Source organism: Streptomyces sp. NPDC047974 (assembly GCF_040653375.1).
Classification (GTDB): domain Bacteria; phylum Actinomycetota; class Actinomycetes; order Streptomycetales; family Streptomycetaceae; genus Streptomyces.
The window spans coordinates 1-15,377 of the sequence record NZ_JBEZNU010000017.1; the positions used below are offsets into that span (position 1 = coordinate 1).

Below are 15,377 nucleotides of genomic sequence, written 5' to 3' on the forward strand. Positions count from 1 at the left end.
TATCTCACCCCGGAGCCGTTCCACCTCCCCCAACTTCATGACCGGACGATGCCCACCACCAGGCAAGATCACCCAACGTAACGAAGCACTACTAGCCGTCGACCGTGATCGGCTCGCTGTGGCCGCAGGACACCGGCGGGTCCGCGCCTTCCCGCTCCCACCCACTGTGCAAGGGCCTCCAGGCCCCGCTGCAAGGCCTGCTGTGCCCCGGCGGTGTGCCGGGCAGCCCTCCGCCGGCTTCGCTCGTATCCGGCTCCAGGCGAAGAGGCGTTCAATCTGGGAGCGCCCCGGACCGGACCAGGGGCGTGCCGGGTCACAGCACCGGTCGCGCGGCAGACCGCCGTGCCCACGCCTACCGAGCAGGAACCGGCCGACGGCCCGAGTGCCCGGCGTGGCGGCGGGATGGGGCCCGTCACCGCTGTCAGTCAGCGCCACCACCGCCTCCGCCGGAACTACCTCCATCCGCACCACTGTCCGTGCCGTGACCGGGGCCGTCGTCGACGGCTTTGCCCATGCGGAGAAGAGTGCGCCCGAGGTCGTCGGGTATGGGGTGGGCGTCGAGCGGCCCGCGTCGAGCGGGGCCAGAAGCCAGTGCGGCGGGGCCGTGAAGCGCGTACGCGGGTACCTTTCCCGTCGAGGCCGCGTCCGCGAGACATCGCCGTCCGGCTCGGGTGGGCTTCCGTCGCCGACGGCGCACGAGGCCCAGGGAGACGAGGCGACGAGCGACCTCTTCGACCTCGGCGGAGTGCCTGACGGAATCGATCACCTCCTGAACCGGCTTGCTACGCGGGCAGGCGACGATGACGGCGAGCTCCACTGGGTGTTCGAGACGTTCCTCGCCGATGACACGCAGGCGGGCTGCCCCCAGGGAGAGCGTCCCGCGCTCGGTGAGGGATACAACCGCACTCTCCGCGACCCGTAGACCCCCGCCGGCAAGGTAGGCGTACTGGTACAGGTCCAGGTCCTCGTCGGCCCTGGACGCGCCTCCGCGCCGGAACATCCGCGTCATCCCGTGTCCCCCTGTCGCACGTACCGCTCCGCCAGACGGCCGTCGCCCGCATGGTCGCGCCGCCCCTTCCGCTCCGGCGAGCCTTTACCCACGTTCAGAGCTTCTTCTGAGCTTCGATACGCCAGAGACAGCGGCCTCCGAGCCAGAAAGTCAGAGCACGCTACCGCGCCCGTTCCGCAAGGGCCCGCAACTGATCATCTTTCAGGAGGCGTTCGAGGTGGGCGGTGTTGCCGCGGGAAAGGCACCCACGACCGCACCGCCACGTACGTGCGGCGCCCTGCTCCCTGCGCGCGGGGGATGGTCGCTCCGGCCGGCAGGCGGGGTGGATCGGGTGATCATGACGAGCTGTTCCCCGCGCTCGCGGGACCCGTTGGCGAGCTTGCGGCGTTGATGACGGTCGCCTGCTCCCCACGCCCGAGGGAGAGTTCAGACTCTTCGGTCGTTGGAGTCGCGGTTCGCGCCTGCGCGGGAGAGGCGGCTGTTCCGTCTGTTTCGGTGAAAGTTACTCGGGAGGGGCTGGTGTCGGGTAGAACTGCTGGTCAGGAAGTCTGCTCCCCGCAAACACGGGGATGGGCCCGCTTTTCGCGACGCGGTCGACCTGGGTACCGCATGCTCCCCGCGTACGAAGGGATGGTCCCGACCGGATCATGTCCACCGTGTCCGTGCCGGCCTGCTCCCGCTCGTGCGGGGATGGCCCTCAGGGCATCACACGTAACGTGCTGGTGGAGGATTTGCTCCCTGCGTCGGCAGGGATGGTCGGTGGGTCCTGGCGGTGAGTGGGGCGTGAGGTTTCCGGTCAATTCTCTACGCCTGCAGCCCGGAGAGGCTCCCCTGTACGAAGCCCGCCGCCGCTCCCACACCTTCCCCAGGCCGCGGTGCGAGAACCGTCCTTCAAGACGGACACCTTCTTGCGGGCGAGTACCCCATACCGCCGGGGCGCGGGTGCCACTGACGGCAGCTGATGCGCCGGGCTGAGCCTCCCACCCCCAAGTCCGGCCGCCGCCGCTCTGGTCGGTGAAAGTCACGTAGTGCTCTCCCGTGCCCAGGCACGTGACCTCTCGACGCCCTTCGAATTCTGGATGCCTCCGCTGCTGTTGACGGTCGCGCCGGCTGCTGCGTTTCAGGCGCGGACGTTGTCGGCGACAGCGACCGCGACGGCGACGGCGGCTTCGGCCGTTGCTACCTCCACCGCCGCCGTCCAGGATGTCGAGCAGCGTGTTCTTGACCTCCGCACGGCCGAGTGTGCCTTCTTCGGACTGCCGAATCCTTTCGCTCACGGAAGGTGAAGCCGGGCGTAGTTTTGGTCCGGTTTGGGGGCGGCAGAGTGAGGCAAGGAAGTCGTCCGACCTCACGGAGAGAAACACTTTGAAGAACAACAGGAAGGCCGGCGTCGCTGTGCGCGCCGCCCTCGCCGTGTCCGCAGCCTTCGCCCTCGCTCTGTCCGGCGCGGCGCCCGCCGCGGTGGCCGCCCCGGTCGCAGACCCTCACGGGCTCTCATGCGAGAAGGGCAAGCACAACATCGACGACTACACCGGCTGGGCGCTGTGCACCAACGTCGGGAGCGAGCCCATCACCTTCTGGGTCCACCTGATCTGTGGCTGGTCGTCCGACGCGGACGGTGAACACATCCGCCTCGAGCCGGGCGACTCCGGCCAGTCGACCGCGCACTGCTCAAGCCTTGGCTCGGGGATCGGCGAGATCCAGGTCCACTCCTCCTGACGGCAGGCGCCGCGGAAAGGCGTACCCCCGGGCTGTTGCCCGGGGGTACGCGCTTTCCGTTCTGTGCCCGCAGCGCGCGGCAGCGGCCTGGCGGGCGCCTCCAGATCGCACCGAGGTCCCGGGGTCGGGGACGGGGACGGGCCGAGGATGCTGCTACCTGGTCTCCCTGCGGAGGGGGGCGACACCGGGCGTCCGCAACTGCAGTTGTCGGCGTAGCTTCAGGAAGTCCGCTCCCCGCACGCGGGGACGGGTTCCGGCTTCGACCGGGCCGGGGGCGTCGCCACGGTGCTTCCAGGGCGCGTATCGAGGGCGTGATCTGGCGGTGCTGGCGGTTCGGCGCGTAAGCCCGTGTCACCGTGACACCGTGTCCCGCGTCGGCGTCCGTCAGGTCACCGTTCCACCTGGTCGGGCGTGGTCTTCGCGTCTCCGTGGGCTTCTGGATCGGCGTGTTCTTGCTCCTGTGCCCACGTGCTCGCCCATTCGTCGAGCGGCCGGAGGGCGTCACGGAGTGCTGTCCCCAGCCGGGTCAGCTCGTAGCCGTCGGCCGAGGGGGCGACGATCCCGCTCGATACGAGTTCGCGGAGCCGCTGGTAGAGGACGCTGGATGACAGCCCCTCGCACCGTGCCAGCAGCGCGCGGGCGCCGAGCGGACCCGCGCGCAGTTCCCAGAGAATGCGCAGCGCCCACCGACGGCCGAACAGGTCCATCGCTGCCATGAGGGGACGGCCGGTGGTCGATCCACGAACCGGTGTTCCTGGGCGCGGTGTCGGCATGACCCTCCTTGCGTTTCGTTATTCGAAACACTAGCATCCACTCGCGTTTCTGATTTCGAAACGAACTCGACGGGAGAGCCGATGTCGCGGATAGTCCTGCTGGAACCGGCGTGCACCGACCAGGCCGGTGTACGACTCGCGCGCACGATGCCCGGGGACGCCCCGCCGATCGGACTCTTCCGCACGGCTGCCGGAAGCCTCCCGATGGCCGGAGCCGTGTACGGGCGGGGTCGCTACGGGCTGGGCGGCCGGCTGGCGTCTCTGGACGGAGGGCGTCGTGCATAAGCTTGTCGTCCTGTATTCCGAGCCCGCCGACCCCGACCACTTTCGCCACTACTACGTGACCAACCACCTTCCGCTGGTCAGGAACTGGACCGGCCCGCTCGCGTGGCGCTACAGCTTCGACGTGGCGGCGATCGAGGGAACGGCGACCGGGGGAGAAGCGCCGTATTTCGCGGTCTTCGAGGCCGACTTCGCCGACGCCGCCGCCATGGACGCGGCGCTGACGTCGCCGCACGGCGAGCGGCTGGCCGCCGACGTCGCCAACTACGCCACCGGCGGCGCGGTCATCATCCGCTATCCGGTACAGGACGGCACCGGCTGAGGCGGGCCGGACGCTCCGGGGCGCGTTCCGTCGGCCGCTCGACTGATCATTTCAGAGTGCGTCGAGTCGCTGGACGGGCGACCGAGCGAAGCTCCTGACGGACACGGGTGACCTTGGCCGGAACCCGTCCGTCAGGAACTTCGCAGCCATGCGGCATGTCCGGCTCGCCGTCGGCACCACGAGTCCGGAAGGGCTCAGTTGCTCGGGCGCCGCGGGGCGCTCGCCACTCCTGTGTCCCGGCCGCTCAGTGCGGCGTCCAGCGTCTTCTGGGCCGTGCGCATCGACTCCGCGTACTTCGGCTCGAACATTCGCTCCCAGGCCCGGTCCGGCGCGACGTCCTCGACCCGGCTCACCACCCACCAGATGTTGCCGAACGGGTCCCGCACCCGGCCGCCGCGATCCCCCCACGCGCTGTCCGCGCACTCGGTGATCACCTGCGCCCCGTGCGCGACGGCGGCGGCCATGGCGGCGTCCGCGTCCGGGACGTAGATCCGCAGCAGCGAGGGCATCACCGGCCAGTCGGGCCGTCGGTCGAAGGCCAGTACCACCGTGTCGCCGACACGGATCTCGCCGTGGCCGATGGTGCCGTCCTCGACGGGCACCCGTGCGAGTTCCTCGCCGTCGAATGCGGCGGCAATGAAGTCGAGCAGCGCACCGGTGTCGTCCGTGACCACCCACGGTGCAACGCTGGTGTAGCCCTCGGGTGCGGTGTGCCTCATCGGTCTCATCCCCTCGTGGTCCTTCGCGATGCGACAAACCTAGAGGACAAATAGGACAGTCGCGGACCTAGATGGGATGCTCGGACGGGACTTCCGTGGGGTCGGCCCGGGACGGCATGCGGCCCGGGACGGCATGCGGCCCGGGACGGCATGCGGGCAGGGACGGCATGCGGGCAGGGACGGAGTGCAGGTCGGGACGGAGTGCAGGTCGGGACGGCGCGACGGCGTTCGGGAAGAAAAATGGCGCCGACCCCATCCGGAGGACCGCTTCGCGCCGAATGTCCGAGTGAGAGGTCAATCGATCCACGGCCGCGGCTCCTCGGTGTCCGGTCGGCGGGAGGAGCACGTCATGAACGCCACTTTCACCCGGCGACGCGTCCCGGCCGTTCTGGCCGCCGCGGCCCTCGCGGTCTCGTTCGGAGCTCTCGCCCCGCAGGCGTCGGCCGACGACGGCGGAGCCCCGTTCGGTCCGGGCTGCGCCTCGGTGCCCGAGCAGGGGGCCGGCTCGTTCGCCGGCATGGCCGACGACCCGGTGGCGACCGCCGCTTCGAACAACCCGGCGCTGTCCACCCTGGTCGCCGCCGTCGAGAAGGCCGGTCTCGTCGACACCCTCAACAACGCGGAGGACATCACGGTGTTCGCGCCGACGAACGACGCCTTCGCCAAGATCCCGAAGGCCGACCTCGACAAGGTACTCGCCGACAAGGCCGCGCTCACCGAGATCCTCACCTACCACGTCGTCGACGAGCCGGTGGAGAAGGCCGACCTCGCCGACGGCTCGTTCAAGACCCTGCAGGGCGACACGCTGACCACCGCCGGGTCCGGGGACACCTACAAGGTGAACGACACCGCGTCCATCGTCTGCGGCGACGTGCAGACGTCCAACGCGACCGTGCACATCATCGACACCGTTCTCATGCCGAAGTGAGGGCGCGCCGATGCACCGGGGCCCGGCCACGGCCGGGCCCCGACCGGCATCCGGGCGCCCCCGTGACGACGAAGAACCCGCACGAGGCGTGTACGGCCCGGAACTCCGTGAAACGGATCAGCACATGGTCACTCCCACATCGTCCGAGGCCCCCCGCTGTCTCGTCACCGGCGCGAGCGGTTACATCGGGGGCCGGCTCGTACCGGAGCTGCTCGACAGCGGGTACCGCGTGCGCTGTCTCGCCAGGCATCCGGACAAGCTCCGCGACTTCCCCTGGGCCGACAGGGTGGAGACCGTACGCGGTGACGTCACGGTCGCCGACAGCCTGCGCGAGGCGTTCACCGGCGTGGACGTCGCCTACTACCTGGTCCACTCCATGAGTTCGACCGCACGCTTCGAGGACACCGACCGGCTCGCGGCCCGCACCTTCGCCGCCGAGGCCCGCGCCGCCGGGGTACGGCGCATCGTCTACCTGGGCGGCCTGACCCCGCGCGGAGTCCCGGAGAACGAGCTCTCCCCGCACCTCCGCTCCCGCACCGAGGTGGGCCGCATCCTCCTCGACTCGGGCGTCCCCACCGCCGTCCTGCGGGCCGCCGTCGTCATCGGCTCCGGGTCTGCCTCCTTCGAGATGCTCCGGTACCTGACCGAACGGCTTCCCGTCATGGTCACCCCCAGCTGGGTCGGCACCCGGGTCCAGCCCATCGCGGTCCGCGACGTGCTGAGGTACCTGGTGGGGAGCGCCGCCATGCCCGCGGACGTGAACCGGACCTTCGACGTCGCTGGCCCCGACGTGCTCACGTACCGGGAGATGATGGAGAGGTACGCGGAGGTCGCGGGGCTCCGTCGGCGCCTCATCGTGCCCGTGCCGGTCCTCACCCCCCGGCTGTCCAGCCAGTGGATCGGTCTCGTCACACCGGTGCCGGCCTCCCTGGCCCGACCCCTCACGGAATCGCTCCGGCACGAGGTGGTCCGCACCGAGAACGACATCACCCGGTACGTCCCGGACGGCCCCGGCCGGCCCATCCCCTTCGACGAGGCACTCCGGCTGGCCCTCCGCCGCGTGCGAGAGGCACGGGTCACCACCCGGTGGTCCTCCGCCTCGCCGCCCGGGGCGCCGAGCGACCCGCTGCCCACCGACCCGGACTGGGCGGGCGGCAGTCTCTACACCGACGAACGCGCCCGTACCGTCGACGCGAGCCCCGAGGCGCTGTGGCGGGTCATCGAGGGAGTGGGCGGGGAGAACGGCTGGTACTCCTTCCCGCTGGCCTGGGCCGTCCGCGGATGGGCGGACCGGCTCGCCGGGGGAGTGGGACTGCGCCGGGGCCGCCGGGACGCGGAACGCCTCCGGGTCGGCGACGCGCTGGACTTCTGGCGCGTGGAAGCGATCGACCGCGGCCGCCTGCTGCGCCTCCGGGCCGAGATGCGCCTGCCGGGTCTCGCGTGGCTGGAGATGGCCGTCGACCGGGACGATCAGGGGCGGACGTCGTACCGCCAGCGGGCGCTCTTCCATCCCCGGGGCCTCGCAGGGCAGGCGTACTGGTGGGGAGTCGCCCCGTTCCACGCGGTGGTCTTCGGAGGCATGGCCAGGAACATCACCCGGACCGCCGAGACGGAGGTGAGGGAGGGCGACGGGTCAGGGGCGGCACCGGGCCGTAGGTGAGCGGCCGCTGCCCGGACGGGGCCGAGAGGCACGCGGAGCGCCGAGGAAGCACCGGTGAAGCCGCGAAGGTGCCGAAGGAGCGACGCGTCCGGTGCGGAGCACCGATGAGCCCGGGCGGGGAGAACCGGGGGAGGCACCGCCCGAGCCGGCGGTGCCTCGGGAACCCGCCGGTACGGTGGTGGGAACCCCGCCTCCTGCCGCGCGTCATCCGACGGCTCGGCTCGGCTCGGCTCGGCCCGGGTCGGCTTGGTTTGGGTCGGGTCGGGTCGACTCGCGTCGGCTCGCGGCCCTTCGCCAGCCGGTCAGGGCGGACGTCCTGGGGGAGGGGGCCGTCGCCCCGCTGGTCCGCCGGAGGCGGGCGGACCATGCCTGAAAGCCACTTCGGCGCGGATGGCGCCGGACACGGCGTCCTTCATGGCGCGCCCGGCGCGCCACGCACGGCGCCACGCACGGCGCCACGCACGGCGCCACGCACGGCGCCACGCACGGCGCCACGCACGGCGCCACGCACGGCGTCGCGGACGGCTCCAGACGGGTCATGATGCCGTCACGGAGCCGATGGAGTGCCTTGCCCGCAGCGACGGCACCTCGTTCGGGTGACGGAGCCCGTCCCCAGGGCGGTCATTGCCGAAGGACCGGGTGTGAGCAGCTTCCGGAACACCCTCGGCCGCGTGTCCCGCGGCCCACTCGTCGGCCTGACGGCCGGCTACACGGCCCTGGCGGTGGCCGAACTGATCGCGGCCCTGACGCGACCCGCCGCCGGGCCGGTGACGGTGGTCGGCGGCGCGGTCGTCGACCGGACCCCGGCCCCGGTGAAGGACTTCGCGATCCGTGCCTTCGGAGAGGACGACAAGACCGTCCTCCAACTCGGCATCCTCGTCCTGCTCGCCCTTTTCGCGACGTCCCTGGGAATCGTGGCGCTGCGCCACCGGTACGCCGGTGTGCTCGGTGTCCTGGCGTTCGGGCTCGTGGGTGCCGCCGCCGCGCTGAGCCGGCCCGACTCCACCGGCCTCGGTGACGCGGTGCCCTCCCTGGGCGGGGCGGTGGCGGGGGCCGTGGTCCTTTACGTCCTGGCGGGTAAGGCCGTCCTGGCGGGTGAGGTCCCGGTGGGGGAGTCACCCCGTGGTGCGGGCGGACGCGGAGGACGCCGACGCGGGTTCCTGACGGCCGTCGCGGTCACCGCCGTCGCCGCGACCGGCACGGGCGTCCTGGGACGGATGCTGTCCGGCCGCCGGGGCCGGGACGCCGAGGCCTCCCGCGCCGGTCTCGTCCTGCCCCCACCCGCCTCCCCCGCCCCCGTCGTGCCGCGGGGCGCGCGGCTCGACGTGCCGGGGATCAGTGCCTTCACGACACCGAACCGCGTCTTCTACCGGGTCGACACGGCCCTCGTCGTCCCCAAGGTCGACGCGGACGGCTGGTGGCTGCGGATCCACGGCAAGGGCGTGCCCCGGCCACGGACGTTCACGCTCGACGACCTGCTGGCCCGCCCCCTGATCGAACGGGACATCACGCTCACCTGCGTCTCGAACGAGGTCGGAGGTCCTTACATCGGCAATGCCCGCTGGCTGGGTGTACCCCTCGCCGATCTCCTGGAGGAAGTCGGCGTCACGCCGCCGTCGAAGGGCGGCCCGGCGGATCAGTTGGTGGCCCGCTCGGTGGACGGCATGACGCTCGGATCCCCGGTGGAGGACGTCATGGACGGCCGGGACGCGATGCTCGCCGTCGGCATGAACGGCGAGCCGCTGCCCTTCGACCACGGATTCCCGGTCCGGATGCTCGTCCCCGGTCTGTACGGCTATGTGTCGGCCTGCAAGTGGATCGAATCCATCGAGCTCACCACCTTCGACGCCTACGACCCCTACTGGGTGAAACGCGACTGGGCCCGCAAGGCGCCGATCAAGACCCAGTCCCGCATCGACACCCCCAAGCCCTTCGCCCGCACCGCCGCCGGGAACGTCACCGTCGCCGGCGTCGCCTGGGCCCAGCGCCGCGGCATCTCCCGCGTCGAGATCCGCGTCGACGACGGGCCCTGGCAGGACGCCGAGCTCGCCGCCCGGACGGGCGTCGACACCTGGCGCCAGTGGTCCTACCGCTGGAACGCCTCCCCCGGCGGACACCACCTCACCGTCCGCGCCACCGACGGCACCGGACAGGTACAGACCGCACAGCGCACCCGTCCCGTCCCCGACGGAGCGAGCGGCCGCCACAGCGTCTTCGTCACCGTCACCTAGACCACGGCGGTGCCGGCCTCCTCCGCTCCGCCGAAGAGGCCGATCCACGCGCATCCGGCACCCCGGAAAGAGAGGAACCGCGGATGCAGGAATGCCATGTCCGAATCCCGGCGCGGCGCGGCGCGGTGCGGCGCGCCCGTGACCGGCGGCCGAGCAGAGAGAGCGCGCGATGACCGTCTCCGTCGTTCTGTACACCTCCGACCTCAGGGTCCACGACCATCCGCCGCTCAGGGCCGCGGCACAGGGGGCGGAGGAGGTGGTGCCGGTGTTCGTCCGCGATCCGGCCGTGGACCGCGCCGGGTTCGCGGCGCCCAACAGGCTGGCCTTCCTCGCCGACTGCCTGGAGGACCTCGACCGGTCCCTGCGGGCCCGGGGCGGCCGGCTCGTGGTGCGGGAGGGCGACACGGTCGCCGAGGTGCGGGCGCTGGTACGGCAGACCGAGGCCGACGAGGTCCACGTGGCCGCCGGTGTGACGGCCTTCGCCCGGAGGAGGGAGGACCGTCTGCGCAGGGTGCTGGAGGCGGACGGCTGCCGCCTGTACGTGCACGACGGCGTGGTCACCGTCGTCCCGCCCGGCGCCGTCGTTCCCCAGGGATCGGACCACTACGCCGTCTTCACCCCCTACCACCGGCGCTGGGCCGCCGAGCCGCTCCGGGCCCCCTTCGCCGCCCCGAGGAAGCTGCGCGTGCCGTCCGGCGTGCGCTCCGAGCGCGTCCCGCGCCGCTCCGCCGTCGCCGACGTGTCTCCGGCCCTCGCCGTGGGAGGCGAGAGCGCGGGCCGCGAGCGGCTCGGCTCGTGGCTGTCCGCGCGTCTCGACACGTACGAGGAGGGCCACGACGACCTGGCGGGCGACGCCACCTCCCGCCTCTCGCCCTACCTCCACTTCGGCGCCCTCTCCGCCACCGAGGCGGTGCACCGGGCGGCCCGTCGCGGCGGGGCCGGTGCCGACGCGTTCGTGCGGCAGCTCTGCTGGCGGGACTTCCACCACCAGGTGCTGGCCGCGCGCCCCGCGTCGGCCGGGGCCGACTACCGGCCGCGGCCGGGCCGCTGGCGGACGGGCGCGGACGCGGAGGCGGACCTCGCGGCGTGGCGGGAGGGGCGTACGGGCTATCCCCTCGTCGACGCCGCCATGCGACAGCTCGCCCACGAAGGATGGATGCACAATCGAGGCAGGCTGGTCACGGCCTCCTTCCTGGCGAAGACGCTCTGCGTCGACTGGCGCGAAGGGGCGCGCCATTTCCTCGGCCTGCTGGTGGACGGCGACGTCGCGAACAACCAGCTCAACTGGCAGTGGGTGGCGGGCACCGGCACGGACACCCGTCCGAACCGCGTCCTCAACCCGGTCGCGCAGGCCAAGCGGTACGACCCCGAGGGCCGGTACGTACGCCGCTGGGTCCCTGAACTCGCGGGCCTCGAAGGACCGGCCGTCCACGAACCCTGGCGGCTCACCGGACTCGACCGGGCGGCCGTCGACTACCCGGACCCGCTGATCGGGCTCTCCGACGGCCTGGCGCGCTTCCGTCAGCTCCGGGGCTCCGCCTGACCCCATACGCGTCCGGACGCGAGGTGGGGACGGGGGGTTTCGATGCGGAAGCGATGCGAGTTGTGGTGAGGGAGGTGTCGGCCGGACCGTGAGGAGGCACGGGGCCGCCGAGGTCCCGGAGCCGACGCTCCCGCGGCGACGGCGGCACACCCCGTGGTCGCCGCGCCACCACCCGGAGGAGGAAGCGTCATGACCGCACACCGGACGACCGGAGACCTCGTCACCGCCGCGGCCGCCGTCGCCGCGGACGCCGTCAGCGACGACCGCATCGCCCGCGGCCTGGCCGTCGGGGACGAGCACTGCCTCGCCGCCGCCTACCGGCGCTGGGGCCGCCTGGTCCACACCCTGGCGGCCCGCGCCCTCGGCGACCCCCGCGAGGCGGAGGACATCACCCAGCAGGTGTTCGTCGCCGCGTGGCGCGGACGGGCCAACTTCCGTCCCGAGCGGGGCAGCCTGCCGGCCTGGCTCACCGGCATCACCCGCCGGAAGATCGCCGACGCCCTGACCGCCCGCACCCGCCGCACCGAACTCGCGGCGACCCTCGGCGCCTCCCTGGAGCACGAGGGCCGGACGGCCGAGGAACCCGATCGGGTCCTGGACCGGATGGTCGTGACCGAGGAGCTGTCCAGGCTGCCCCGCGTCCAGCGCGACGTCCTGGAACTCGCCTACTTCGCCGATCTGACCCAGACCCAGATCGCCGACCGCACCGGCATGCCGCTCGGCACGGTCAAGAGCCACGCCCGCCGCGGCCTCCAGCGCATGCGCCACAGCCTCGAACTCGCCGGCGCCGGCCACTGACCGGCCCCGGGCAAGACGACCGCCACACAGGGCACACAAGGGGTGGAGAACGATGAACGGACGAAGCGTTGCCGTCGTGGGAGCGGGGGTGGCGGGCCTCACCGCGGCCCACCTCCTGTCCCGCACGCACCAGGTGGTGCTGTACGAGTCGGAGAGCCGGCTCGGCGGGCACGCGCACACCCACGAACTGCCCGCCTCGGAGGGCGGCACGCTCCACGTCGACACCGGCTTCATCGTCCACAACGAGCGGACCTACCCCCACCTCCTGAGTCTCTTCCGCGAGTTGGGCGTCACCACCCAGGACGCCGAGATGAGCATGTCCGTCCGGTGCGAGGGCTGCGGCCTGGAGTACGCCGGCGCGCGCGGCGTCCGGGGTCTCCTCGGCGGCGGCAACGCCCGCCGGGGCCGTCACCTGCTGATGCTCGCGGACGTCCCGCGCTTCCACCGCGCCGCGCGCCGCCTGCTGGCCGCCGACGACATGAACCCCACCCTCGGCGGTTTCCTCCGCACGCACCGCTTCTCCGCCCACTTCGTCAACCACTTCGCGATCCCCCTCGTCTCCGCCGTCTGGTCCTGCGCCCCCGGCACCGCCCTGCGCTACCCCGCCCTCCACCTCTTCCGCTTCCTCGACCACCACGGACTCCTCTCGGTGACCGGCTCCCCGCAATGGAAGACCGTCACCGGTGGTTCCGCGGCGTACGTCGCACGCATCGCCAAGTCCATCGCCTCCGTGCGGACCGCGACCCCGGTGCGGGCCGTCGTCCGCGGCGGCGACCGTGCCACGGTCGTCACCGCGGACGGCGAGTCCACCGAGCACGCCGCCGTCGTGATCGCGGTCCACCCCGACCAGGCCCTGCGACTCCTCGCCGACCCCACCGAGCGGGAACGGCGCGTCCTCGGAGCCTTCACCTACTCCCGCAACCCGACGGTCCTGCACCGCGACACCAGCCTCCTGCCGCGCTCGCCGCACGCCCGCGCCTCCTGGAACTACCTGCTGCCCTCCTGCACCGCCCGCCCGGGCGCCGTCCAGGTCAGCTACGACATGAACAGGCTTCAGCGACTCCGCACCGACGAGCCGCACATCGTCACCCTCAACCCCGGCGACCACGTCGACGCGTCGACCGTCCTGGCCCGCATGACCTACGAACACCCCGTCTACACCCCGGAGTCCGTGGCCGCCCAGAGCCTCCTGCCCACGCTCCGCACCCCCGTCACCGCGTATGCCGGCGCCTACCACGGCTGGGGATTCCACGAGGACGGCTGCCGCTCCGGCGTCGAGGCCGCCCGTCACCTGGGGGCGACGTGATGACGACCGAAGCCGTTCCGCCGCCGGTCCCGGCCCTGTACGAGACCGAGATCGCCCACGTCCGCGTCACACCGATCCGCCACGCGCTGCGCCACCGCACCTACATGTGGCTGGTCGACCTCGACGACCTGCCCGTCCTGCCCCGGCTCCTGCGCCCCCTCGCCCGTTTCGACCCGGCCGACCACTTCGACGGCTCCGCCCCCACCCTGCGGGACGGCCTCGACGCCTGCCTGGCGGATCACGGCGTGCGGGACGCGGACGGGCCGGTCCTGATGCTGGCCCACGCGCGCGTGCTGGGCCACGTCTTCAACCCGCTCACCCTGTACTGGTGCCACGACCGCGCCGCCCGCCCCGTCTGCGTCGTCGCCGAGGTGCACAACACGTACGGCGGACGCCACACGTACCTGCTGCGCCCCGACGCGCGGGGCCGCGCCGAGACGGCCAAGGACTTCTACGTCTCGCCGTTCCTCGACGTCGAGGGCACGTACCGCATGCGGCTGCCGCTCCCCGGCGACCTCCTCGACCTGACCGTCCAGCTCTGCCACACGGACGGCACCCGCCCCCTGACCGCCAGGGTCCGCGGCACCCGTCGGCCCGCCGGTCCCCGCACGCTGCTGGCGGCCGTGCTCCGGCACCCGTGGTCGACCGCGGCCGTCTCCCTCGACATCCGCCGCCACGGCATCCGGCTCCACCTCAAGGGGCTCCGCGTCCGGCCCGGGCCCCGTACCGCGCCCACCCCGAAGGAAGGCACTCCGTGACCCTCACGCCTCCCCCGCCCGCCGTCCGCGCCGTCCGCGTCCCGGCCGACCCGGTCCGCTGGCCCGACGTGGCCCGGCTGCCGCGCGCCTCCGCCGCCCGGACCGTCGTGGCCCGCCTGCTCGTGGAGCGTGCCCTCGCCCAGCTGCCCCTGCGGATACGGACGGGCCGTGACACCCCCCTCGCGGGCGCGCGGACCGGCGACGACGGTCCCGCACCGACGCTCACGCTCCACGATCCGGACGCCTTCCACCGCCGGATCGGCGCCGCCGGACTGATCGGTTTCGGAGAGTCGTACATGGCCGGCGAGTGGGACGCCGACGACCTCGTCGGCGTCCTGACCGTCCTCGCCCGCCACGTCGACGACCTCGTCCCCGCCCCGCTGCACCGGTTCCGGGGAGCCTGGGCCCGCCGCAGGCCGGGAACCGACCGCAACACCCCCGACGGGGCGCGCCGGAACATCCACCGCCACTACGACCTCTCCAACGAGCTCTTCGCCCTCTTCCTCGACCCCGGACTCAGCTACTCCTCGGCGGTCTTCGACCCCCTCCCGCACGCCCCCGGAGTCCTCCCCGACGAGGTCCTCACCGCGGCCCAGCACCGCAAGATCGACCGCCTTCTCGACCTGGCGGAAACCGGTCCGGGCGTCGAACTGCTGGAGATCGGCACCGGCTGGGGCGAACTCGCGATCCGCGCCGCCGCCCGCGGCGCCCGCGTCCGCACCGTCACCCTCTCGGAGGAGCAACTCGCCCTCGCCCGCCTCCGCGCCGCCCGGGCCGGCGTCGCCGACCGCGTCACCGTCGAACTCCTCGACTACCGGCACGTCCGGGGCCGTTACGACGCCGTCGTGAGCGTCGAGATGATCGAGGCCGTCGGCGCCGCGTTCTGGCCCGACTACTTCACCGCGCTCCGCCGCCTCCTCGCGCCCGGCGGCCGCGTCGCGCTCCAGGCCATCACCATGCCGCACGAACGGATGCTCGCCACCGCCCGCACCCACACCTGGATCAGCAAGTACGTCTTCCCCGGCGGCCTGATCCCCTCGCCGGAGGCCATCGCCCGCGAGAGCGCCGCGGCCGGCCTGCGCATCACCCACGACACGGGGTACGGCGACCACTACGCCGAGACCCTCCACCAATGGCGCGCACGCTTCCGCCACCAGGAGGCCGCCGTGACGGCCCTCGGCTTCGACTCCGTCTTCCGGCGCATGTGGGACTTCTACCTCGCCTACTCCGAGGCGGGCTTCCGTTCCCGCTACCTCGACGTCCGCCAGCTCCGGCTCACCGCCGCCGACACGGAGGCGGCCCGGTGAACCCCACCCACCCCGACCCGAC

At 72.6% G+C, this 15,377-nt stretch carries 14 protein-coding genes; 10 read left to right on the top strand and 4 right to left on the bottom strand.

Annotated elements, in window-relative coordinates:
* Positions 1–421: 421 nt before the first annotated feature.
* Positions 422–1,009: a TIGR04222 domain-containing membrane protein gene (locus AB0E19_RS23445; protein WP_362183468.1), complete on the bottom strand. Its 588-nt coding sequence runs from the start codon at positions 1,007–1,009 to the stop codon at positions 422–424.
* Between the two features lie 1,365 nt (positions 1,010–2,374).
* Here AB0E19_RS23445 and AB0E19_RS23450 point away from each other — a divergent pair.
* Positions 2,375–2,728 (top strand): hypothetical protein, encoded by a 354-nt coding sequence (locus AB0E19_RS23450; RefSeq protein ID WP_362183471.1) that lies wholly within the window; start codon positions 2,375–2,377, stop codon positions 2,726–2,728.
* Positions 2,729–3,117: 389 nt separating this feature from the next.
* Here the strand turns inward: AB0E19_RS23450 and AB0E19_RS23455 are convergent, their stop codons facing one another.
* On the bottom strand, positions 3,118–3,444 hold the full coding sequence (locus tag AB0E19_RS23455) for a helix-turn-helix domain-containing protein (protein WP_362183474.1): 327 nt from the start codon (positions 3,442–3,444) through the stop codon (positions 3,118–3,120).
* A 334-nt stretch (positions 3,445–3,778) separates the two neighbouring features.
* On the opposite strand from AB0E19_RS23455, the gene AB0E19_RS23460 reads away from it, so the two are divergent.
* The gene (locus AB0E19_RS23460) at positions 3,779–4,105 is read left to right on the top strand and encodes an EthD family reductase (protein WP_362183477.1); all 327 of its coding nucleotides are present in this window, start codon (positions 3,779–3,781) and stop codon (positions 4,103–4,105) included.
* A 194-nt stretch (positions 4,106–4,299) separates the two neighbouring features.
* Here the strand turns inward: AB0E19_RS23460 and AB0E19_RS23465 are convergent, their stop codons facing one another.
* The gene (locus AB0E19_RS23465) at positions 4,300–4,824 is read right to left on the bottom strand and encodes a VOC family protein (protein WP_362183480.1); all 525 of its coding nucleotides are present in this window, start codon (positions 4,822–4,824) and stop codon (positions 4,300–4,302) included.
* Between the two features lie 349 nt (positions 4,825–5,173).
* Between AB0E19_RS23465 and AB0E19_RS23470 the strand changes: the two genes are divergently transcribed.
* Together AB0E19_RS23470 and AB0E19_RS23475 are read left to right on the top strand one after the other, a co-directional pair.
* Positions 5,174–5,752, top strand: a complete 579-nt coding sequence (locus AB0E19_RS23470) for a fasciclin domain-containing protein (protein ID WP_362183483.1) — start codon at positions 5,174–5,176, stop codon at positions 5,750–5,752.
* Positions 5,753–5,876: 124 nt separating this feature from the next.
* Complete coding sequence (locus AB0E19_RS23475; RefSeq protein ID WP_362183486.1) at positions 5,877–7,412, top strand: SDR family oxidoreductase; 1,536 nt, start codon at positions 5,877–5,879, stop codon at positions 7,410–7,412.
* Between the two features lie 412 nt (positions 7,413–7,824).
* On the opposite strand, the gene AB0E19_RS23480 is transcribed toward AB0E19_RS23475, so the two are convergent.
* Positions 7,825–7,923 (bottom strand): hypothetical protein, encoded by a 99-nt coding sequence (locus AB0E19_RS23480; RefSeq protein ID WP_362183489.1) that lies wholly within the window; start codon positions 7,921–7,923, stop codon positions 7,825–7,827.
* A gap of 130 nt (positions 7,924–8,053) precedes the next feature.
* Here AB0E19_RS23480 and AB0E19_RS23485 point away from each other — a divergent pair, with 130 nt between their 5' ends.
* The 6 genes from AB0E19_RS23485 (at position 8,054) to AB0E19_RS23510 (ending at position 15,355) form a co-directional block, all read left to right on the top strand.
* Positions 8,054–9,643 (top strand): molybdopterin-dependent oxidoreductase, encoded by a 1,590-nt coding sequence (locus AB0E19_RS23485; RefSeq protein WP_362183492.1) that lies wholly within the window; start codon positions 8,054–8,056, stop codon positions 9,641–9,643.
* 169 nt (positions 9,644–9,812) lie between these two features.
* Positions 9,813–11,186 (top strand): deoxyribodipyrimidine photo-lyase, encoded by a 1,374-nt coding sequence (locus AB0E19_RS23490; RefSeq protein WP_362183495.1) that lies wholly within the window; start codon positions 9,813–9,815, stop codon positions 11,184–11,186.
* A 189-nt stretch (positions 11,187–11,375) separates the two neighbouring features.
* Positions 11,376–11,984: a sigma-70 family RNA polymerase sigma factor gene (locus tag AB0E19_RS23495; protein WP_362183498.1), complete on the top strand. Its 609-nt coding sequence runs from the start codon at positions 11,376–11,378 to the stop codon at positions 11,982–11,984.
* A 52-nt stretch (positions 11,985–12,036) separates the two neighbouring features.
* Positions 12,037–13,290 (top strand): FAD-dependent oxidoreductase, encoded by a 1,254-nt coding sequence (locus tag AB0E19_RS23500; protein ID WP_362183501.1) that lies wholly within the window; start codon positions 12,037–12,039, stop codon positions 13,288–13,290.
* Complete coding sequence (locus AB0E19_RS23505) at positions 13,290–14,048, top strand: DUF1365 domain-containing protein (RefSeq protein ID WP_362183505.1); 759 nt, start codon at positions 13,290–13,292, stop codon at positions 14,046–14,048. The genes AB0E19_RS23500 and AB0E19_RS23505 overlap by 1 nt, the downstream gene beginning before the upstream one ends.
* Positions 14,045–15,355 (top strand): cyclopropane-fatty-acyl-phospholipid synthase family protein, encoded by a 1,311-nt coding sequence (locus AB0E19_RS23510; protein WP_362183509.1) that lies wholly within the window; start codon positions 14,045–14,047, stop codon positions 15,353–15,355. Before AB0E19_RS23505 ends, AB0E19_RS23510 begins: the two co-directional genes overlap by 4 nt.
* Positions 15,356–15,377: the final 22 nt, after the last annotated feature.